General features: G+C 60.8%; 19 protein-coding genes and 2 pseudogenes. 13 read left to right on the top strand and 8 right to left on the bottom strand.

The genetic code is table 11. From position 1 onward, the window contains the following. The first annotated feature begins 105 nt into the window (after positions 1-105). The 3 genes and pseudogenes from ABR989_RS12795 to ABR989_RS12785 all read left to right on the top strand — a co-directional run bounded on the left by ABR989_RS12795 (position 106) and on the right by ABR989_RS12785 (position 1,878). Positions 106-330, top strand: a complete 225-nt coding sequence (locus tag ABR989_RS12795; RefSeq protein WP_428129251.1) for a CrcB family protein — start codon at positions 106-108, stop codon at positions 328-330. Then, positions 300-401 (top strand): annotated as a pseudogene (locus ABR989_RS12790) (DUF190 domain-containing protein); the annotation flags it as partial. The gene ABR989_RS12795 and the pseudogene ABR989_RS12790, both read left to right, overlap by 31 nt. 217 nt (positions 402-618) lie before the next feature. Beyond that, entirely contained in the window at positions 619-1,878 is a 1,260-nt protein-coding gene (locus ABR989_RS12785; protein ID WP_428129121.1) for an aspartate aminotransferase family protein, read from the top strand. Between the two features lie 116 nt (positions 1,879-1,994). Here ABR989_RS12785 and mscL read toward each other — a convergent pair whose 3' ends face one another. Together mscL and ABR989_RS12775 are read right to left on the bottom strand one after the other, a co-directional pair. Further along, positions 1,995-2,429, bottom strand: a complete 435-nt coding sequence (mscL, locus tag ABR989_RS12780) for a large conductance mechanosensitive channel protein MscL (protein WP_428129249.1) — start codon at positions 2,427-2,429, stop codon at positions 1,995-1,997. A 102-nt stretch (positions 2,430-2,531) separates the two neighbouring features. Next, positions 2,532-5,204, bottom strand: coding sequence for a S53 family peptidase (locus ABR989_RS12775; RefSeq protein ID WP_428129118.1), 2,673 nt, complete (start codon positions 5,202-5,204; stop codon positions 2,532-2,534). Positions 5,205-5,455: 251 nt separating this feature from the next. Between ABR989_RS12775 and ABR989_RS12770 the strand changes: the two genes are divergently transcribed. After that, on the top strand, positions 5,456-5,689 hold the full coding sequence (locus ABR989_RS12770) for a hypothetical protein (RefSeq protein ID WP_428129116.1): 234 nt from the start codon (positions 5,456-5,458) through the stop codon (positions 5,687-5,689). A gap of 180 nt (positions 5,690-5,869) precedes the next feature. On the opposite strand, the gene ABR989_RS12765 is transcribed toward ABR989_RS12770, so the two are convergent. After that, complete coding sequence (locus ABR989_RS12765; protein WP_428129114.1) at positions 5,870-6,811, bottom strand: fatty acid desaturase; 942 nt, start codon at positions 6,809-6,811, stop codon at positions 5,870-5,872. A 294-nt stretch (positions 6,812-7,105) separates the two neighbouring features. Between ABR989_RS12765 and ABR989_RS12760 the strand changes: the two genes are divergently transcribed. Then, positions 7,106-7,987 (top strand): alpha/beta fold hydrolase, encoded by an 882-nt coding sequence (locus ABR989_RS12760; RefSeq protein WP_428129111.1) that lies wholly within the window; start codon positions 7,106-7,108, stop codon positions 7,985-7,987. Between the two features lie 19 nt (positions 7,988-8,006). Here the strand turns inward: ABR989_RS12760 and ABR989_RS12755 are convergent, their stop codons facing one another. Continuing rightward, the gene (locus ABR989_RS12755) at positions 8,007-9,062 is read right to left on the bottom strand and encodes a phosphotransferase family protein (protein ID WP_428129109.1); all 1,056 of its coding nucleotides are present in this window, start codon (positions 9,060-9,062) and stop codon (positions 8,007-8,009) included. Between the two features lie 142 nt (positions 9,063-9,204). Between ABR989_RS12755 and ABR989_RS12750 the strand changes: the two are divergent. Then, positions 9,205-10,623 (top strand): annotated as a pseudogene (locus tag ABR989_RS12750) (thaumatin family protein); the annotation flags it as partial. Positions 10,624-11,204: 581 nt separating this feature from the next. On the opposite strand, the gene ABR989_RS12745 reads toward ABR989_RS12750, so the two are convergent. Further along, positions 11,205-11,708, bottom strand: coding sequence for a hypothetical protein (locus tag ABR989_RS12745; protein ID WP_428129261.1), 504 nt, complete (start codon positions 11,706-11,708; stop codon positions 11,205-11,207). A gap of 16 nt (positions 11,709-11,724) precedes the next feature. Here ABR989_RS12745 and ABR989_RS12740 point away from each other — a divergent pair, with 16 nt between their 5' ends. Further along, positions 11,725-11,979: a hypothetical protein gene (locus ABR989_RS12740; protein ID WP_428129258.1), complete on the top strand. Its 255-nt coding sequence runs from the start codon at positions 11,725-11,727 to the stop codon at positions 11,977-11,979. 224 nt (positions 11,980-12,203) lie between these two features. Here ABR989_RS12740 and ABR989_RS12735 read toward each other — a convergent pair whose 3' ends face one another. Further along, positions 12,204-14,132: a hypothetical protein gene (locus tag ABR989_RS12735; protein ID WP_428129107.1), complete on the bottom strand. Its 1,929-nt coding sequence runs from the start codon at positions 14,130-14,132 to the stop codon at positions 12,204-12,206. A 145-nt stretch (positions 14,133-14,277) separates the two neighbouring features. Here ABR989_RS12735 and ABR989_RS12730 point away from each other — a divergent pair, with 145 nt between their 5' ends. The 3 genes from ABR989_RS12730 to ABR989_RS12720 all read left to right on the top strand — a co-directional run bounded on the left by ABR989_RS12730 (position 14,278) and on the right by ABR989_RS12720 (position 16,434). Further along, positions 14,278-14,673, top strand: a complete 396-nt coding sequence (locus ABR989_RS12730; RefSeq protein ID WP_428129104.1) for a hypothetical protein — start codon at positions 14,278-14,280, stop codon at positions 14,671-14,673. 22 nt (positions 14,674-14,695) lie between these two features. Then, entirely contained in the window at positions 14,696-15,106 is a 411-nt protein-coding gene (locus ABR989_RS12725) for a hypothetical protein (protein ID WP_428129103.1), read from the top strand. 89 nt (positions 15,107-15,195) lie between these two features. Further along, a complete protein-coding gene (locus tag ABR989_RS12720) occupies positions 15,196-16,434 on the top strand; it encodes an aldo/keto reductase (protein ID WP_428129101.1) in 1,239 nt (412 codons plus the stop codon). A 44-nt stretch (positions 16,435-16,478) separates the two neighbouring features. Here ABR989_RS12720 and ABR989_RS12715 read toward each other — a convergent pair whose 3' ends face one another. Together ABR989_RS12715 and ABR989_RS12710 are read right to left on the bottom strand one after the other, a co-directional pair. After that, positions 16,479-16,685 (bottom strand): TOBE domain-containing protein, encoded by a 207-nt coding sequence (locus ABR989_RS12715; protein WP_428129098.1) that lies wholly within the window; start codon positions 16,683-16,685, stop codon positions 16,479-16,481. Positions 16,686-16,820: 135 nt separating this feature from the next. Further along, the gene (locus ABR989_RS12710; RefSeq protein ID WP_428129096.1) at positions 16,821-17,714 is read right to left on the bottom strand and encodes a hypothetical protein; all 894 of its coding nucleotides are present in this window, start codon (positions 17,712-17,714) and stop codon (positions 16,821-16,823) included. A 42-nt stretch (positions 17,715-17,756) separates the two neighbouring features. Between ABR989_RS12710 and ABR989_RS12705 the strand changes: the two genes are divergently transcribed. The 3 genes from ABR989_RS12705 to ABR989_RS12695 all read left to right on the top strand — a co-directional run bounded on the left by ABR989_RS12705 (position 17,757) and on the right by ABR989_RS12695 (position 21,353). After that, on the top strand, positions 17,757-18,896 hold the full coding sequence (locus tag ABR989_RS12705; protein WP_428129093.1) for an XRE family transcriptional regulator: 1,140 nt from the start codon (positions 17,757-17,759) through the stop codon (positions 18,894-18,896). Between the two features lie 226 nt (positions 18,897-19,122). Beyond that, on the top strand, positions 19,123-20,856 hold the full coding sequence (locus ABR989_RS12700; protein ID WP_428129091.1) for a hypothetical protein: 1,734 nt from the start codon (positions 19,123-19,125) through the stop codon (positions 20,854-20,856). Between the two features lie 98 nt (positions 20,857-20,954). Beyond that, positions 20,955-21,353: a hypothetical protein gene (locus ABR989_RS12695; RefSeq protein WP_428129089.1), complete on the top strand. Its 399-nt coding sequence runs from the start codon at positions 20,955-20,957 to the stop codon at positions 21,351-21,353. Positions 21,354-21,423: the final 70 nt, after the last annotated feature.

The following is a 21,423-nucleotide window of genomic DNA, read 5'->3' as shown; positions in this document are numbered from 1 at the left end:
TCGGCGAACGACGGCCATTTCGCGCAATCGGCGGCCGGGTAAGTGTCTGGAGGTTCCTGGGCGCTCGCGTATTTCCTGATTGCGATTGGCAGTGCGCTCGGCGGGATGGGACGGTATTTCTTTTCGGGAGTGATTACCACGCTCACCGGCGGCACGTTTCCGTACGGCACGATGTTCGTGAATATCACGGGATGCCTGGTGATCGGATTTTTCGCGACGCTGACCGGCCCCGACTCGCGCCTGCTGGTCGGAACGCCGGCGCGGCAGTTCGTGATGGTGGTAATCTGCGGCGGCTACACGACGCATTCATGCCGGTGCTCGATAAAATGATGGGCTCGGGGCTGATCACGGTCGAGAAGGTACAGGTATTGCAATACGGCGACACGAAATCGAAAAGTTGAGCTGAGTTTTTCAACATTCTGCCAGGAGAGAAGGACGCACTCGAACAGCCGGAATAAACGATAATGTGTGTGTCCGTGGCGTTGCCGGCGGCGGGGAGCTTGACTCGCGGCAGCGAGATACCCGCAAATGATGGAGGAATACAATGCCGGCGGGCGCGCAAACGCTCGTTATATCTCATCAGAGGGATGAGACGATGAAGAGTCGGGGGAAGAGACCATGAACAGTATCGAGGAACACTATCGCGCCGCGACCGAAAAATCCGCGCAACTCGCCAAGCGCGCCGAGCGCGTGATGCCCGGCGGGGACACCCGCACCAGCGCCTACCATCGGCCCTACCCGCTCACGCTCAAGCGCGGCGAAGGTTCTTTCGTTTGGGACGTTGACGGCAACAAGTACATCGATCTGCTTGGCAACTCCACCAGCCTGGTTCACGGCAACGCTTACCCGCCGATCGTCGAGGCGGCGAGCAAGGCGGTTCGTGACGGCAGCTCGTGGCCGGCGCGATCGGAGGCGCAGATCGAGCTGGCGACTCTGCTGTGCGAGCGCGTCGAATCTGTGGATCGCGTGCGATTTTGCAATTCAGGGACGGAGGCCGGGATGCTCGCGACACACGTCGCGCGGCGCCTTACCGGCCGCAAGCTCATCCTGATGGCGCGCTATGGCTATCATGGATCGTACGATGATTTGGAAGTCGGGCTGACCGGCCAGGACGGCGAGCGCACGATGCTCGCCGACTTCGGCGAGGCGACTGTGTTCGAGGCGCTGCTGTACGAGCGCGGTGCGGAGATTGCGGCGGTGTTTCTCGAACCGATTCTCGGCGCAGGGGGCATCGTGGAGCCGCCGGCCGAATTTCTCGGGCGCGTTGCCGAAGCGGCGCATAGCGCAGGTGCGATGTTCGTCGTCGATGAGGTGATCACGCTGAGGCTGGCCGAAGGCGGCGGGCAGCAGATTTTCGACGTCAAGCCGGACCTGACGATGTTCGGAAAGATCATTGGCGGCGGATTTCCGGTCGGAGCGCTCGGCGGCAGCGAAGAAGTGATGTCGGCGTTCGATCCGCGCAATCGCGGCTCGATCGTTCATTCGGGCACTTTCAACGGCAATCCGGTCACCTGCGCGGCCGGGGTCGTGTCGATGCGCGAGCTGACGCAGGCGCGAATCGACAAGATGGCCAAGCAGGCCGAGCGGCTGGCCGCCGAGCTGGCGCGCGCGGCGCGTCAGGTGGGGCTGCCGTTTTCCGTGCGGCATTACGGATCGCTGATGAACGTGTTTTTCCTCAAAGAGCCGCCGCTCGCGACGATCGGGCGCGAGGACGCCCGCGCGATCGCCAACTTCCATCTGGCGGCGCTCAACCAGGGTTTGTTTCTCGCACCCCGCGGGATGATCGCGCTCTCGACCGTGATCACTGACGAAGTCCTGAGCGAGGTTTGCGCGCGCGCGGCGAAGGCGATGGCCGACGTCGCGCAGGCCGGCGAGTAGCGACAAATATCGGCGTCTCAGTGCCGCAGCCGCGCGCGGCAAGTCCGCGTGCGCCTCCGCATTTTTCACTTTTTCACTTTTTCACTTTTTCACTGCCGGGAGATGTTGTTCACTGTTCACGCCGCCTTCAGTTCCGACGTGCAATGGGGACATCGCGTGGCGCCGAGCGCAATCGCGCTCAGGCAATATGGACATTCCTTGGTGGCGGATGGCGCGGGCTTTTCGCCGACGAGGTGATTCACCCATTTGACGAGTAGAAAGACTGCGAACGCGATTATCAGGAAGTCGATGATCGTGTTGATGAACAATCCGACGTTCAGCGTCGGTGCGCCCGCAGCCTTCGCTGCCGCGATGGTCGGGTAATGCTTCGACGAAAGATTGATGAACAGGTTGGAGAAATCGACTGCGCCGAGCGCCAGGCCGATCGGCGGCATAAGAATGTCGTTGGTAAACGAGGTAACGATTTTCCCGAACGCGGCGCCGACTACGAAGCCGACCGCAAGATCGATCACGTTGCCCTTGATTGCGAACTGCTTGAACTCCGAGAGTATCGACACGATGCGTCCTCCATTAGCCCGCCAGATTGGTGAGGAGCCTCGCTTACAAAAGCATAGGGACACGCCTAAATAAAACGGCTCAAGCTCGTGTCCTGCTCATTCCCCAGTACCCCGCAATTTGATCACCTGGTTCGCGTTACCCGCGTTGTCAAAGATGGTTACCGCGGAGGACGTCGCACCCTGCGATGCCGGAGCGAATTGCACGTTGAGCTTGCACTTTTCCTTCGGCAGCAGCTGCGCGGGGCAGTTCGTGACTCTCGCCGGAAACCCAAATACCTGCGGGCTGGTCGCCGGGACCGTCATCATCGGGTTCCCGAAGACGATCGGCGATCCCTTCTTGGCCGGATTGCTGAGCGTCAGCGTTACGCTTTTGACCTTCCCCACTTTCACTTTGCCGAAATTCTTCGCCGACGGTGTGACGTTCAGCGACTCGGGAACCCTGGTTGGCGTCGATGTGGGTGTCGGTGTAGCCGTTGAAGTCCGTGTGGCAGTCGGAGTGGGCGTCGCAGTCGGAGATGCCGTCGAAGTCTGTGTGGCAGTCGCGGTAGCCGTCGATGCCCGTGTCGGTGTAGCCGTCGATGTCCGTGTCGGTGTAGCCGTCGAAGTCCGTGTGGCAGTCGGAGTGGGCGTCGGTGCGGTCGTGGCGAATGCCATCACAAGGTTTAGGACATTGACGGTCCCGATCCCGGTGGCAAAATTCCATCCAACTGTCGCCGGATACGCGGGATAAAACGCCGAGTTCGAGGTGGACAGCACGCCATAGGTGCCCGATGGAGTGTAACAGTTCTGTGTGCCGGTGCAGTTCATGTCCATATCGCCCTGGGTCACGTCGTAGAAAATGCACGAGCTGGCGACACCGTTGCCGAGCGTCGAGTTGCACGAGGCGCTGCCGGTCGTGCCGTACTCGGTATTGGCGAGCGAGTAGTAGCTGGGATTCGGATTACCTTGACGGCTCCCGGTCCTTTGGTTTATCAGCGCCTGAATCGCGGCCATTATCGGCGCGGAGAACGACGTTCCGCCGAATCCCGCCCACGTATCGGGCGCACCCAAGCAGGAACCACCGCCATTGCTCAAGTCTGAATAGCAAGCCACATAGTAGTGGCCCCAGACTCCGTTGGCGGCGAACAGCGAGACGTCGGGGATATCGCGCACGCCGTCGCTCGGGTTGCCGAGCACCGATTGCCAGCTAGGCTTGGAATACCCGGCACAGCTTCCGCCGACGACGCCATCGCTCGACGGCGTTCCACTGGCGCAGCCGCTCGGGCCGCCGCTGCCCGCGACGATGTCCAGGAAATCCTCTTCGCCCCGCCAGCTGTTGCAGAAGCCGCTCGAGCCGTAGGCGGCGCTATAACCAAGGAAGCTGGAGATCAGTCTGCTGGCGCACGAATCGTTCCAGGGAATTTCCGGAATGTAAGAAAGCGCGGAACCGTCGTTGATCCCGTTGCTCGTACTCCAGTAGGTGCTGTTCGTGTCGGCGAACGTATCGCCGAAATCGGTGCCGCCCACCGACACGTTATATGGCGTCGAGGTGAGTCCGCTGACTCCTATGCCGTGGGTCGCATTGGTCGAGCCGGCGTCGCAACTGGCCGCGCCCTCGTCGCCCGACGACACGAACACCGACACGCCCGCCGCAACCGCCTGCTGATACAACGAATTGATGGACGCGTTTTGCGCCGCGCCGGTCTCCGATTCGCACTCGCCATAGCTGACGCTCACGATCGCCGGTGGCGTTCCTGAGGCGTTGAGCAGGTTCTGCAGCGCGATGAACCCGCCGAACGCGGTGGCGGTGTTGGCGCACGAGACCAGTTCGATCGCGGCGTTGGGAGCCGCGGCGCTCGCCCATTCCACGTCGATGGCCGCCTCAGCGTCGTCGCCATTGACGCCCGGGTCGCTACAGTTGTTCGGCGCGCTGCTAGGCGGATGTACCTGCGTGAAGGTGCCCTCCGGGTAGGCGCTTGCAAGGCCGAATGTTGTACGGAAGGTCGTCCAGTCCGCGGTGCTGTAAACGTCGCTGTCTTCGACGACCACGATCGTCTGTCCCTGGCCCGAATAACCCGCCGCAAACAGCGGGTTGAAGTCATAGATGGTGGCCAGGTCCGCAGGTATGACCAGTTGCGTGCCGCTATCGACGGTGTACGCGGGGCGCGGCTGATTCATCGCGCGGGGTCTGAAGTCGTTGAGAGAAACGACGCCAACCACGGCCGGCGCCAGAGCGGCGGGAATCCGCGGATCGCTCATGTTGGCGATATGCGCCGCGCCATTTACCTCAAGACGATGAATTCCGGTATGGAAGGCCTCCCGCACCTCGCCAGCCGTCCCGGAAAAATCGATCACGATGCGGTTGGGATACACCGCATTGACGGTGAGGCCGTGTGATTGAAGCCAGCCCGTAATCTTCGCGAGGTCCCGACCGGCCAGTCCGTAGCGCTCTCCGAACTCCTGCGCGGTCAACCAGTGGTGGTAGTTCGGCGATTTGGGGTCCTCGAGTTCATCGAGGTATTTTTCGAGTGCCTGCTCCTGCTCGGGCGCGCGTCGCAACTGGAGCATCAGGTGCTCCATCGCAACGTCGTCCGCAACCGCGCCGCGATCATTGGCCGCCGTCGCTTCTGGGCGCGTATTGCCCGCGAGCGTGATCAGCGCATTCTTGTCGATCGCGGCGGTGATGAGCGGCGACATTCGCGAGTCGGCACTGAAGGCGGGCCAGCCGCACGTCAGCAGTGTCAGGGCGCAGATGGCGACGACACTCACGCCTTTGAAATGCCCTTTCATTGATTTGCCCCCCTAGGACTGCAAGTTCGAGCTATAAAGTTATTAGTCGGCGGTTTTCATATGCATTCCTCCTACAAAGCACCACGCGTGCCATCGGATTATTCTTCCGATCGCTACGGCATACGCGGCAATCTGTCCTAACCTGACTGCGGACTGTCCTAAGCTGACTGCAGACTGTCCGCCGCTGACTGCGGACTGTCCGCTTATGACTCTAACAAGGAATACGCACGGCTAAGGCGCGGCAGGCCCTTGTGCAGGACAACTCGCCGGAGCGGGATATCGACGTTCTGAACCATTTGGTGAAGGGAGGGGAAGGTTGGGGAATTATTTACTCGTATCTGGAAGCGAAGATGGAGCTGCCTTCGTTGATCGTCGGCGAGCAGATCCCTGCGGGGCTCAGGAGCTTGCTCAAAATGGATCGTGAATCGCGGTGGCCTGCGGCAAGTTCGCGCGAAGAAGAAGAAATTATAGGATCGTTACAATAGACGATGACGCAATTTGCGTCATGCCTGCGTTGGCCGCTGCCATTACCGTCCCAAGCATGATGACTGCGCAAAGGATCGCGGCAAAGATGAAGCCGGCGGTTTTCATATGCATTCCTCTAACAAGGAATACGCACGGCGGAACCGTCGGTTACACGAAAAAAGACCCTTTGCGCTTGTCGATTACGCGGCGGGATCAAGGATATCGCCCCTGCCCAGCGGATCTTTCGCGTCGGCGTGGCTGCCTCTGCCCCTCGGCATGCCATGGCGAACGTCGGTGGCGAGGCCGAGCTTCTCGAGCGCCAGGATGAGCACGTAACCGGCGTCGGGCTGGCGCCAGTTCCATCCGAGACGGGCGGAACCGGGGCGCGCGTGATGGTTACGATGCCAGTTCTCGCCCTGCAACAGATGCATCAGCGCGAGCCATTTTACGTTACGGCTGGAATCCTGGCCCACCGTGACGCCCGGTTCGGTGTGGCAAACGCTGTTGACGAAGCATTGCGCGTGCAGTGCGAAGCACAAACGGATCGCGCCCAGCCAGAAAAATGCGGCCGGACTGAAATACAAACCGCCGAGGTATGAGAGCGCGAGCATCGGCGTCTGGAACCATCGCCAGGCCCGATACGAAACTCCGCTGAGATCGGGACAGTAATGATCGACCGACGGCTCGTCAGCCTGCCAAAGCCATCGTAGATGCGCCCACCAGAAACCGCCCCAAATCGGGCTCGAGATGTCGTCCGGGGTGTCAGCCTTGGCGTGATGCAGGCGATGGCCGGCGGCCCAACTGGTCGGCGCACCGGAACCGTTGAGCATCGCGAAGAAAATCAGCACTCCGCGCGCCCATGGATTCAGCGTGAGCGAGCGATGCGTGATCGCGCGATGGTACCCGACCGTGGTGCCCAATCCGCCGATGAATACGAGCGCTATCGCTCCGAGCAACACACGCCATCCGGGAATCGGATAAAGCACCAGTCCAATCGCGGCGGTAATATGAATGAGGCAAATCCAGAACAGGATCGAAAGGTCGCGCGCCGAGGAGGCGTGCCACCATGGCATCTTCCACGGCGCGATCTTTGTGGTTTTTTCTGTTTCCGTTGTGCTCGTCTTCGTGAAAGCTGCTGCCATTCGTCTCTCCCAATAATATTCGCCCACACCGCCGCACACGCCTGTTTGGCTCCACGGATGATGATGCTTCGGGCGACAGGCGCGCCTGCGGGCGCATTCCTGAATGCCGCCAGCATCAGCACATTTTCACTTTTCACCGGGATGCCCTCGATCGTAAGGCAGAGGGCGCCATGTGCGGGCCGTTGCGAACCAATATATTACAGGATATCGAAGCTCTGCGCTACATCGGATCGCATGAACACGGCCAGGCGTGCTTTGTCATTGGCGAAAGCGTGCGCTATGAATCGAGCTGCTATGCCATCACAAGTGAAGCAACGAGTTGTACGCGCGTCGAACCTCAATTTCACGGTGCTCGAGATGGGCGAAGGACCGCTGGTGCTGTGCCTGCACGGCTTCCCGGACACTGCTCATTCGTTCCGCCATCAGATGCCCGCGCTGGCCTCGGCGGGATTCCACTGCGTCGCGCCCTTCATGCGCGGCTACTCGCCGACCGAGCCCGCGCCCGACGGCCGCTACGACTCGCCCGCACTGTCGGAGGACGCGCTCGCCCTGATAGCCGCCCTCGGCTACAAGGATGCGATCGTGTTTGGCCACGATTGGGGCGCAGTGGCGGCATACGGCGCCGCGGCCGCATCGCCCGATCGCGTAAGCCGGCTCGTCACGGCGGCAGTCCCGTACGGCTCGAAATTTTTCGAAGCGATCGTGACCGACTACGCGCAGCAGCGCCGCTCCTGGTACATGTTCTTTTTCCAGACTGCGATTGCCGAGGCCGCGGTGAGTTTCAACGACTTCGCGTTCCTGGAAAAGTGTTGGGCTGACTGGTCGCCGGGCTGGAAATGGGCACCCGACGACATGGAAGCGCTCAAGCGATGCTTTCGGGCCAAGGGCACGCTCGAGGCGGCCATCGGCTACTATCGCGCCACGCTCGGGCCGGTGCTCAGCATGCCGGTCGATCCGAAAATGCTGGCGGCCGCGATGGCGCCGCCGATCAACGTGCCCGCGATGATGCTTCACGGGTGCGACGACGGATGCATCGGCGCGGAGTTGCTCGCCGGGATGGAGAAACTGTTCCCGAAGGGATTGAAGATCGAGGTCGTGCCGGGCGCCGGGCATTTCGTGCATCAGGAGCGCCCCGATCGCGTCAACGAACTGATGCTCAAGTTCCTGAAATCCTGATCGGATACTTTTTGCGTCGTCATCCCGCGACCTGGGTATATCGTTCGGCCCAGTCGCGCAGGGTTCCCATCTTGCTCGCGACTTCGACCTCGTGGCGCTGGATATATTCCCAGATGATCAGTCGGTCGAGCAGCATGTAGAGAGAAAAGCGTTCGCGGAAACCGGATCGCGGTGCGCGGAGCTGCAGGTAGGTGGCCAGAAACTCGCGCGCCACCTCCGGATCCTGATCGAAATATTCGGCCGTTATCCGCGACAGATCGGTCTCGCCGTCGCCGAAATAGCATCCCATGAAGTCGAAGGCCCCGCTGACCTGCCATCCATCGGGTGTCCGACTCAGTACTACATTGCCTTCCTTGTAGTCCTCCATCGTGAAGCACGGAGTAAAAGGCACTGCTAACGCGGCGTCCGCGCGTTCGATCAATTCTTCGGCCCACTCGACATCAGCCGTTGTCGTGCGATCGCTCGCGGTATGCGCTCGTTCGAGGATGCGGCGGATGCGCGCGGTGACGAGCTCGCGATGCGACGGCGGCTGAATCACTTCGCCGTAGCCGTTATTGAAGGGCCAATCGGCGTGATCCTTTACCGGCACCGGTCTGACAATATCCCGGTCCGGATCGTAGCGCGCGCAGCAAGGCATTGTGACCTGCTGCATCGCGACGAGGTTGTATGCCATCGCCCGCGCAATCGCGCGCAGCTCGGCGCCGGTCAGGTCGCGTCGCACCTTGCGGTCCGTGACCTGCAGCCCCGGCATCCGGGGCATGATCACGTAGCTCCAGGGAAAAAAGTCGCAAGAATCATCAATCTGATATGGCCATGGCACGGGCACGCTCGTCCGCTCGTGGAGCAGGCGAGTGAAGAAGCGCTCGGTCGGAAACTGGGCAGGTCCAAGCGGCGCTCCGCGGAACACGAACTCACCGACGCTCGAGGTAACGAACAGGTTTTGCCCGAAAAGGCCGAGTGGCACGGGCGCGACCGTCAGCAAATCGCCCAGCTCGAACCGGGTCAGCGCGCGGCTCAGTTGGTCGTGACTAATCGGTCCGAGCCGTTTCGAAGTTTCGTAAATTCGCTGAGGCATCGTCGGCGCTGCTGAATTTCAATCTTGCGCGATCGATGACCACTAGTCGAGTTCTACGCTCCGTCAACCGTGAGGACACTGGTTGTTTCGCGGTCGAATACTCGATAAAAGCAGCCATCTGCGTCACTTGGGAGGACAGGGCATGCCAGGGACGGACTGCCGGCAGCAGCGTAGTACATCCGACTACGTATCGACCGAACAATCACTGACCGACCTCCGTTCGTGTCGCGAGAGCTGTCGGCGACGGCCGATCGCGATCGCGGCGCTCGGGTTGTCGCTCCTGTTTCTCTTCGCGGCGCTTTCCACGACGGCGTTCGCGCAGCCGGCCGCGGCCGCTACCTGCCCTGCGGGTTACCGCGCGCTGAATTTGACGAACAACTGCAGTTATGACGTGTGGTTCGCCGAGGATCCTTCCGCCGCCCAAGGAGGACCTCCAACCTGCCCCGACCCCACAAATGTGTACAATGACAACTACGGATGCGCTCCGGGTACGACCTGCGACAACAGCACATTGTGCCAAATCACCTGCTCAGATCGCGGCACCCAGAATGCTCCCGACTGTGGCCCAAATCAGGCGTGTGTGGATGGCGGATTCCTGGGTAAAAGCGGAAACACGATTTACAAGTGTTTCTTTGATTATTACCAACCCACCCCGCTAGCCACCCCGGCGCCGCCCTCCGGTTGGGACCTTCCGGCGAATGGCGGACAAGCCCAAATTTGCGTTCCCGAGGCGCCGACGGGAGGAACGGGGCCAACCGGAGGAACGGACGCATTTGGGGCCGCCTGCGCCCAAAACTCGAATTGCATCAGCAACGCTTGCGAAAGCAGCGGACCGACCTCAGGCATGTTTCCGAGTCAAGTACAAGGCGACCTTTGCCTTGCTGGCGAAGGCAACGATCCGAATTCAGTGTGCACCGGCAGCGCCACGCCTTATTCGTGTTGCACCGGGACTGGTATGGGCACCTGCACGGAAAATTCATTTTGCACCAACACTCCAGATAACTCAGCATGCACTGGCAACGGCTCGCCATATGCCTGTTGCACCGGGAGTGGGGCCGGCACTTGCGTCGGCCCTTTTCCGTCGTGTTGCACCGGGACGGGGACAGGCACCTGCACGGCTCCAAGCAATTGTAAGTGCTACTTCGCGGCCACATGGGGCGGCAATTTCTGGGGACGCTCGGGATGTACCTACTCGGGTGGCACCAGCCTGTCCTGCCAGACCGGGGGCTGCCAGGGCGATGTGGAGTGCACCGTCGGCCCGCCTCCACCCTCGACGCTGGCTGAGATGACATTGCTGCCGCCGTACGCCACCGGTACGGATACCTCCGCGGATTCCTACGATATAAGCATGGTTTCCGGTTTCAACATCGGGATGTCGATGGCGCCGGTTGCGGGCACTTCCGTGGCCGGATGTGCGGCACCCGGCGCGGATTGCAGTAATTTCAACAGCCTTTATACATCCTGTCCTGCCGAATTGCAGGATGTCTTCGACGGCAAGGTGGTGGGCTGCTATACACCGAACAAGGCCTGTGCCGTTACGGGTCCAACAGTGCTTAATTGCGGCGGAAACGTGCCATTCCTTTGCGAGACGACTACCGAATGCCCCTATAACCAATTAAACCCGGCGACGCAAACTCTGACCTGCACGAGCGGCCAGTGCGTTTGCAGCACATCCAGTACCTCCAATAGCGTCTGTACGGCCGCATCCACGCCGCTTGCGTGTTGCACCGGAAGCGGAACCGGCAATTGTGACTGCCCGCCCGGCTTCGCCTGCAGCGGCTCCCCCGCCACCTGCATGAATACTGGTGCTACAAACGCAACTTGGACCAACCTCTACGGATGCGTGCTACCAGGTTTCTATGGGTATTCACCCCTCAATGCGAATCAATTCCCATCGTACCTAACCAGCACGTCTGAGGAGGCTGACGTGACGTGCGGCTGTCCGTCTTGGAATATTAGCAATTCATCTTGTACCGGCAGTGCCACTCCATATTCATGCTGCACCGGAGTTAGCGAAGGCACCTGTGGTTGTCTAGCCCATAACTATGATTGGGAAACCGGCCCCGCGGGCAGCCCATCCAATTCATTTAGTGTTGAGGGTTACTATCAGTTGTTCCACAACGCCTGCCCCTCGGTCTATGCCTACGCGTACGACGACGCCGCGGGCGGCAAAAGCTGCGCCGCGCCCGCGGGAAACACGACGGGACCCTCGTGGAACATAGGCTTCTGTGCGGCAGGGACCGGTCCGACTGCTACCGCAACCGAGACCTCATCGCCCACCGAAACGGCAACACCCACGCCGACGCCTACTGCCACCGCCACGCCGACGGTGACTACAACGCCGACGCCAACGCCGTCCGCGTCACCCACGCCGTCCACTACTGCCACGGCGACCAAGACCGCGAAGCCCACTAGGACCGCGACGCCCACCAAGACCGCGACGGCGAAGCCAACCAAGACGGCGACGCCGACCAAGACGCCAACCGCCACGCCGACCCCGGCTGAAAAGTGCCCAGTGAACATATACTTAAGCACCAGTCCCGCAGGCACCCTCGCGTTCGGGACTGTCCCCGATAAACAATCGGCCACTAAATCTCTTACCGTCACCAACAACCTCAGCGACACGCTCAAGTTGACGACGGCCATCAGTAATTCGGGTGGAATGAAACAGGCGGACGACTTTAAAGTCCACAAAGGCAAGAAGGCCGGCACTTGCACGACGAATCCTAAACTAAGTGGCAGCCGTTCCTGCGCCTATAAGATTACCTTTGAGCCTAAAGGTGAGGGCTCCGAGGCCATGCAAGCGCAATTGACGATCACCGGAAAGTTCATCTCCAACGGAAAGACTTGCAAGCAAACCGTCTCAGTGACTTTGGCCGGCGCTTCAGTGCCGCCGGCGGAGACGGGGCGGCCCTAATGGTAAAATTCGGCGTGGCGCGAACCGCGCGCCACGCCGCGATTAGGAGAACCGGGCAAGAAGTCGCTCGGAACGCAACATCCTAACTCGGGCGAGATAAGGGCGAACCCTTCCCCCATCACCCTTCTAACAGGGACGCCGTGGCGACGGCAGCGCAGTATTAAGCCGTTGGAAGGGGCCGCGCCCGCCAACGGCGGGCGCGGCCTTAACGTCGGGTGCAGGGCTCAGCCCTGCTCACCCCTGCCTGCCGGCGCAGGAGTGCGGATCAATCCATAAGCCGTCACCGCGAAGAAGACCGCCAGGTTGATCGAAGCAGCCGCGATCAGCGCGGCGTTCGGATGGTCGGGAAAATATGACGAGGTGTCGCTGAGATGCTTGATGTAGACGAGGTTGAACAGGAACGTCGCGCTTACGACGGCGAAGATCGAAGTGAGAAAGCCGCTCTCCAGCGCGATCGGAATCAGAAATACGATCGGGTAGTACAGATATCGCTCATGCATCCGGGGCGCGAACATGAAGAATCCGAATAGCGCGACGAAAATCGCGAGCATCGCGCCGCCGGCGGACCGCGCGCGCCAGATCAGATACGACGCGATCAGGTAAACGGCGCACGTCAGCGAAAGGCCGAACGCGCTGTACGAAACACCGCCGAAGATTTTGTCCGTGTCGGGCGTGTTCATCCCGCCGATCAGCCCCATGAAATTGAACGCGCCCACCGAAGCGTCGCTGAATCGCGTGCCGAGATCCTTATATACGTTGATTATCCAATCCCACGAATGTCCGAGTTGATACGGGATGATTCCAATCGCAGCCGTGCCGAAGAATGCGCCCGCAGACCATCCGCATTCGCCGACTCCCGCGTTGCACAGCGTCCACAGTCCCAGCGGCGGCGTGAATGCGATCGCTTGCGGCTTGGCCAGGATCGCGATCGCGGCCGCACTCCATCCCAGCCGATAGCGGCCGGTCAGGATCAGGATCGCGGCGGCGATCATCGGCAGCGCGACGATCGAATCGCTCTGGCCCCATACCACCGTATCGAAGATAAGCGCCGGGTTAAGCGCGAACAGCATCATTACCACGATGGCGCGCAAGCCGCGTCCGTCGCGCCACGCCGCAAAGTACAGCGTGAGACCGATGAAAAGATCGGCAATCAACGGCGGCGTCTCGACGATCACGCGGAAACCGTTTGCGGTCGGCTCGATCAACCTGCCGATCCACCCTGAGAGCCACAGCAGGTACAGCGACCCGGGCGGATAGGCGTCAACCGGCAGACCGGGATCGTAAATTCGTGAGGGGCCCAGAACGGTGGCCAGCAAGGCGCGATTGGTCTTCGCCCAGATGTCCCAGTAGAAGCCGGTGAAATGAAATAGCGCGGCAAACTTGACCGCGGTGATCGCGAGCATGAGGCCGGCAGGGAGCATCCACGCCGATCGCCCGGCCGCAAGCCCCGGCCGCCAGATTACGGCGAGCGCCCATCCCAGCATCCCCAGCAGGATCAGGCCGGATACGACGCCCATCGCACGGATCGAGCCTCTCACATCGGGCTGAAGAGCCTGGTCCTTGTAATGTTGGCGAATTGCGGCGAGATCGAATTCGCGCGCGCGGCTCACCGGCGGACTCGCAACGGCGATCACTTTGATATTGCGAAATGACGCGCGGCCCGTGTCCGGGAAATCCGCCACACCGAGCTGGCAGAGCAATTCAGTCGAATCGCCCCATCGATCTTCCTTCAGAAAGAATGAGAGTTTCTGCCAGCCCGTCGTGCCGTGCAGATGTGTCGAGATGAGTTTGATTCCGTCGTAGGTGCTGACGGCTATATTCGCGCCGCCTGCATGCGGCTGCGCACCCTCCACGCTCACTTCGGCGCTGATTTCGTAAATCCCGGGCCGTAGTATCAGCGCCTGATGCCAGCTCGCATAGTTCGGATTCAGATTGGAGATTCCAAGCGCGCCGCCCTCGGCCGGCGTATAGGTCCATGAAAACTTGCTCAGCTTCCTGTCGGAAGACAGCGCGTACCAATCAGCCGGCGCGCCGTCGAAGCCGGCGGTAAGGTCGCCGTTCTTTACCAGATTAGTCTCAGCGAAGGCGCAAATTGGCTTCCAGAGCCATGATACGCACGCTGCGAGCGCCACAACCGCGATGAATCGCCACATTGCTCGATCGAATCCGATGCCGTGAGGGGCTATCGATCCCCGCGCATCCAATCAAGTCTCAATATGTATATGCAAGACCTGATGCGTTTCACGCGCCCGCCGACTAGGATGTAGCGCAGCCAGCTCGAAAACCAGGGGTACCAGGATGGAAAAGAAACCACGCGGCGCGGCTCTGACGATCTTCGCGCTGCTGTTCGCAGTTCTTGCGATATCCAACTTCCTCAAACCATTTCATCTCGAGGCCAATGAGGGCTTCGTTTTCCTAGGCACCAAGCTGACCGGCACCGGCAACGCGATCATGGGTCCGCTCTTTGGGTTCCTCCTCCTGGTCTATGTATATGGCATCTGGGCGATGCGGAAGTTTGCATTACCGATCGCGTACATTTTTTTGCTCTGGGTGCTGCTCAACATGACTCTGTTCGCTGTCAAGAACCAAAGCGCGCAGCCGCTCGCTGCCAACCTTGCCGCCGCCATCGTGGGGATTGGCGTTCCGCTCGCATCGGCGATCGTTCTGCGTCGCCGCCGCGCCGATCTCACATGAATCACCTATGGAGGTATCCACGGTGGCGATAAAGTCGCGCGGCGCCACTCTGACGATCTTCGCGATGCTGCTCGCCCTGATGGCGATTTCCAATTTCGGCAAGCCATTCTCGGATCATCCCGGCGTCGGCTTCGTCTTCCTGGGCACGCGCCTTTCGGGCCTGCCCAACATGATTGTCGCTCGGATTTTCAGGATCACTCTCGCCGTGTACGTGTACGGAATCATGGCGATGCGCAAGTTTGCGCTGCCGATCGGGATTTTTTACGCGGCGTACGTGATCATCAACATGCCCCTGTTCATACTGAAGTACGACGGCACCGCGGTGATGCAGGAGCACTCGTGGGCCTACCTTGTTCCCTACCCATTCGTCGCGATCGGCGTGTCGTCTGGCGCAGCAATTCTTCTTTACCGCCGCAAAGCCGACCTCAAATGAGCGAATGCGTCTCGCGTCAGGCGATAGTTTGGCGGTAGAATCGGCGCTGGCCGCGACGGACCGGCCCCGCGGCTCCGCGAGGTGCTCAGATGAAACGATCGCGCGACGGATCGATCATTGGACGACGCGAATTCCTGAAACGGGGCGTGCTTGCCGGCGTGGGCGTATCAATCCTGCCGCTGGCCGGCGTCGCCAGCGCATCGGTCGAGGCGGCTGCGCACGTTCGCCGTTACTCGACGCTTGGCCGCACCGGTCTCAAGATTTCTGACATCTCATTCGGCGCCAGCCGCCTGACCGCCGGAAAGGAAGACCTGGTCCGTCACGCATTTGATTGCGGGATCAACTACTTTGACTCGGCCGATACGTACACCGACGGCGAATCGGAAACTACGATAGGCAACGCGCTCAAGGGCAAGCGCGACAAGGTATTCCTGACCTCGAAGACGATGGCGCGCGCGGACGACAGCCGCGGTTCGATGATGACCGCGCTCGAAACAAGTCTGCGCCGCCTGCAGACCGATCACATCGACGTGTACTTCAACCATGCGGTCAACGATCCGGCGCGGCTGAAAAATCCCGAGTGGCACGAATTCGTCTCCCAGGCGCGCAGCCAGGGCAAGATTCGGTTCACCGGGATGTCGGGCCACGCGGGGAATCTCGCCGAATGCCTCGACTACGCGATCGACAGCGGCCTCTGCGACGTAATCCTGTGCGCGCACAATTTCGGCCAGGACCCGCGCTTCTACCAGCGCTTCACGCGGAACTTCGATTTCGTCGCGATTCAGCCCGAGTTGCCGCGCCTGATGGAAAAGGCCAACCGCCACGGCGTCGGCGTGGTTGTGATGAAGACCCTGATGGGCGCGCGCCTGAACGATATGCGCCCGTATGAATCCGGCGGCGCCACCTTCTCGCAGGCGGCGTTTCGATGGGTATTGTCGAATCCCAACGTGGACGCGCTGATCGTCTCGATGACGAGCCTGCCGCTCATCGACGAATACCTGGGCGCGTCGGGAGCGCGCGCAACTGCCGCGGATGACCTGCGGCTGTTGAATCGCTACGCGAGTCTCAACGGTGATTCGCAGTGCCGTCCCGCGTGCAACGAGTGCGCGAATGCATGTCCCTACGGCGTGCCGATCGCCGACGTGATGCGCACGCGGATGTACGCCCGAGACTACGGCGATATCCGCCTTGCGCGGAGCGAATACGCGATGCTCTCTGAGAACGCCGCAGCGTGTCTCAGTTGCGATGCGAAGCCGTGCGCAGGAGCGTGTCCGCATGGGATCGCGACCGAAGTGTTGCTGGCGCCGACGCATCGCATGCTCGCATAGCCGCTCAACGGACTCTCAAATGCTTTCGACGCACGAATGCCGCGCTAGCCTTTCTGAATCATGACCTCCGTGGCCTTGATGACGGCGGCCACCTTGTCGCCCTTCTTCAGGTGAAGTTCTTCCGCGCTCTTCCTGGTAATAACGGACTCGATGATATTGTCGCCAACCTTGACAGTGATGAGCGCGGTAACGGTCCCAAGAACTACCTCGGTAATTTCGCCCTTTAGATGGTTGCGAGCGCTGAGTGCCATAGAAATTTTCTCCTCACGTGACTTTTGGCCCCTGCCAATGTGAGCATGGGGCCTCGATGCGTTTGTCGGCCGGAGCCGGACTCTATCGCCGGCGCTCAATCACTGCAAATCGCTCGCCAATCCGGACGCCGCATTTCAGAACGGAATCCGCGCGGTCAGAATGAGGTTGTGGTTGTATTTCTCATGATACGTCGCCGCGACCTGGTAGCTCGCGCCGAACGTCAGGCCGACGCGGTCGTGAATCGGAATCCGTCCGATCAAAATCCCAGGCGTGAGGTAGAGCGTGCTGTGCCCGGTGTCGCCGCCGTACGACTGCCAGGTGTAGTTGGTTTCAAACTCCGGCCAGAAATATTTGAAGAGGCGATACTGGAAGGTGGTATTCCAGGCCACCGGCATCCCCAGCCGGTCCAGAGTGGCGTGACCGCCGGCGGCGAAGGTGACGCCGAGCGTCGATTGGACATCGAAGTCGCCGAAGCCTTTGCCGGCCGCCAGCGTCGGCGTGAAGAGCCCGTGCCCGTTGCCGTTGACGTTCGAGCCGGTCGGCACGCTGAACCCCATGAAGGCGGTGACGATGTAGTTGTCGTGCTCCTCGTTGGAGGAGAGCAGCCGCACCTTGACCAGAAACGGCCAGTCGCCGAAGCCGTCGGTGTTCTTCGGCGTGTTGCGGTTCAGGTACGGCGGGATCCCGACTATGATTTCAGTAGCTTGAAACGGGATGAGCTCCAGTCCCTTGCCGTTGCCGAAGTTGTTAGTCGCGACGCCGTTTTTCGACGACTCGAATAACTGGTCGTAGCGCACCTCCTCTTCGAGCCGCGGGGTAACGGTCACCAGCGGGGTTACCCAGTGGGGCTGCTCGTTCTGGATTTCAGTGACACGTGGAAACCAGTTTATGAAGTAGTCCGCTATCGCAGACCCAAACGACGAGCTACTTTGTGCTCGGCACGGCGTCGCCGCGGTGAGCGCGACGGCCACAACGATTATTGCACAGACCGCACGCGGCAGGGTGAACCAGGTTGCAAGGTTTTTCATAGTCCGGTTTTATGCCATATTAAGAGCGAATTGACAAGTATCATGGCATCGATTGGCAAGGCTCTGGCGCGCGCGCGAATGGCGCGGGATCTCACGCAGACCGAACTGGCGAGGCGCGCGGGAATCTCGCGGCAGGCGTTGGGCGCGATCGAGGCGGGCGCCTATCATCCGGGTGTCGCAATCGCGATTCGCCTTGCGCGCGAGCTCGGCGCAAGCGTGGAATCGCTGTTCGGCGAAATCGACGATGAGACCTCAACGCTCGTCGACGCCACCTGGTTCGACGACCAGCGACGCCCCCCTGCCCGCTCGCAATCCCGTGTCGCGCTCGCGCGCGTGGGCGGAAGAGTCGTGGCCGTGGCGCAACCTGCCACGCATCTCACGCTCGTGCCCGCGGCTGGCGTGTTGCAGCGTGCGAGGCGACATCGCGCCGACGTCGCCACGTTTCAACTGCCGGATGAAATTGACTCGACACTCCTGATGGCCGGATGCGATCCGGCGGTCGCGATTCTGGTGGACTGGCTCGCGCGCCGGCGGTCGCCGGTCCACGCGGTGGCCCTTTCCTGCTCGAGTCGCGAAGCTTTGCGGGCAGTAGTCAATGGCCGCGCGCACGTGGCCGGCGTGCATCTCCGGGATCAAAAGAGCGGCGAGTACAACCTGGCGCCGATCAGCCGCGCTTTGGGCCATCGCCGTTCGATAGTCGTGAACTTTGCCCGGTGGGAATTGGGGCTTGCGACGGCGCCCGGCAACCCGCTGGCGATCCGCGGGTTCGCCGACCTGGAGAGACCCGGTCTCAGAATCGTGAACCGCGAAGATGGCTCGGGAGCGCGCTCAGCTCTCGACCAGGCGCTTGGCGAGCTCGGCCTCCAGCCAGAGCGCATCGCAGGATACCAATTCGAAGTCGGCGGCCATCTCGAAGTCGCAGCTGCAATCGCGGCGGGACTGGCGGACGCCGGAGTCACTATCAGACTGGGGGCAAATGCCTACGGACTGCATTTTCTTCCGCATCGAGACGAGCGCTACGACCTCGTGATCATGCAGCGAGAGGCCGAATCGACGCCGATTAAGGCGATGCTCGACGCTCTGAATTCGCGGCGCTTTGCGAACGAAATCAGCCAGTTATGCGCGTACGACACCGCGCAGATGGGACAGATTATCCGCGCTCGCTCCGCTCCCGAGCTGTGAATTTCCGCTAATCTTTGACGCCTTGCGGCGTTAAATTTCGCGCGTCCGTAACAATCGACTCATCATGTCGTAACGTCACCTCTTTAGTTTGCGCCTGCCGCGGAGGATGGACGCCGGTTTCCTGTACTGAATGGGGGCCTTTGGCGTCCTAAGGTTCTCGCCGTAACCGGTTCGGGCCGGCGGGAGTTTTCGCATCGTGGAATAGGAGAGTCCAGGGAGGACGATGATGAGACAAACGATACGAATGGTTGCGCTATCGATGTTTGGCGCGGCGTTGACGCTCGGCGCCGTCGCGATCACACCGATGCCGGCGCGGAGCGCGGATGGACAGACGATCACGCTGTACACCGATCCAGGCACAGGGCAGGTGTACACCAAGCGATGCAAGCACTGCGTCAAGCTCGGCGAGTACATCCCCGCCGGATCGACCGAAGAGATCGAGCGCAAGGTCGAGCGGCGAGTCACCCAGCAGACGCAGGCGCAACTGGATCAGGAACGCGCCGCTATGCAGGCTGACCAAGCCGCCAAACAGGCGCAGCAGCAGCAGTGGAACGCCGAGATGGCCAAGCAGGTCTCCGAGATTCAGCCGTTCGCGCGCGAGTTCGGCGACCGGTGGTTCAAGAAGATCTCGATCGGCACGCTGGTGTATGGATATTACGGCTTTTGGTCGCACACCGGGTTCGGTCCACAGTTCATGGACGCCAACCAGCAGTGGCCTGGCCCAGGGAACAGTACCTTCAACGAATTTGCCATCAACCGTACCTATATAGACCTCAAGTTCACGCCGGTTGACGACGTTTCGATGCGTATTACGCCCGATATGTACGCGATGGTTAACACTGGCGCCAAATGCACGGCGACCTCGCCAGTTAAGTGCACCGCGAGCAGCGGCGACACGGTCGGCCAAAACAGCGGATGGGCCCAGACCAATGATGGAAACCTCGGACTTCGTTTGAAGTACGCGTATCTCGACTACAACACCTTCTTCGAAAAAGTGTTGAAAGTCCCTGCGATGCGCGATGACCAATTCACCTTCGGCCAGCAGCCGAATCCGCTCGTCGATTGGGAAGAGCATCTCTGGGGCTTCCGCTATACCGCCCTGACGCCGTGGAACTATACGAGCATAAGCTCGGCACAGGTCGGCGCTTCGATGAAGGGGCCGATCAAAGTTAACGAGATTCAATACGCCGACTACGACGTCGGCGTGTACGACGATGCCAGCTTCCATGCCCTCGAGCAGAGCGCAACCAAGCAGGTGATGGGTCGCGTGACGATCAATCCGTTCGGCGCCAAGTCACGGTACGACAGCTTTGGTCTCACCGGCTTCTACGATTTCGGCTACAAAAACTCGTGCACGCCAGACGATAATTCCATTACACCAAACAACAGCGCGTGCGCGCATATCGCGCGCGCCGCGGCGCTGGCGCACTACACAGCCGATACCTGGGGCCTCATCGGCGAGTGGGATTACGGTCACAATGCGTTCAGCAGCAGCAACCTGTTCTCTGGCAGCGGGCCTTCCGACGCAATCGGTGTCACGAGCCCTTATGGAACGGCGCCGAGCACCGGACCGTGCAAGGTTAAAGGCAGTTGTGGCAGCTGGTACGGTATGGTCGGCGATATTCTGAACACTCAGGCGGTCCAGATGGGTTGGGATTTCCTGGGTCACTACGATATCCCGCACACGCCGTTTACGGCCTTCGGCCTGTTCCAACAGTTTCTGCCCAACACGCGCGTACAGAAGGACCCGCTCGACTTCCAGCGCTATGACCTGGGCGTGCAGTGGCTTATCAACAAGTACCTGCGCGTGTCGTTGGACTCACAGGCCATCATGTACTACCAGCACCAGTTCACGTACCCCGAACTCGTGGCAAAGGGCCAGGCGACGCAGCCCGCGGTGCCGTACGCGGTGCCGCGCGACACCCACGCATTCTTCCTGCACATGGAGTTCAGATATTAGCTACCAATCGGAAGGGCCGGCGCGAGCATGCGAAATGCTCGCGCCGGCCCCCGCTTTGCACAGCGCCGTCGCCGCAGCCATTCTTGTGACTTCGAGGGATGGCAGCTATCCTTAACCTCGAAGTGCTGCGAAATTTTCTGAAATCGAGCGGACGAGCAATCGCCACGACTCTCCGTGCGGCGGCGTGCATCCTAAGCGTGGCAATGCTTCTTTCCTTTCCCACTGCCAGGGCTCATCACTTTGGCCAACACGTTGGCGCCACCGAGATACGTCAGAATATCGTACGCCATACATTCGTCGCAGGCCCTGAGACCGGTGGCGTGGAGAAGATTGCGCATATCGATGCGCAGCCGGCGATTCCGATGCCGGTGATTATCGAGAATGTCGCGAAGGGCTTCTTCCCCCTGGCAATAGCCTCGGAAGTCCCGACCTTCCGTCTCCTCCAACACTTCAAGCTCGGGCCTTCGCGCTCGGGCGCACCCGACCCGCTGCTCTAGCCTCTGGATCAGGCGATCGCGTTCCCGTCGCCGCTTAAGTTTGCGTACACCCGGCGGGATTGATCCGGAA

The organism is Binatus soli (SeqCode), from assembly GCF_050015535.1.
GTDB classification, from domain to species: Bacteria; Desulfobacterota; Binatia; order Binatales; family Binataceae; genus Binatus; species Binatus soli.
Note: the sequence above shows the minus strand (reverse complement) of the source record. Positions and strands in the feature narration are given on the sequence as shown.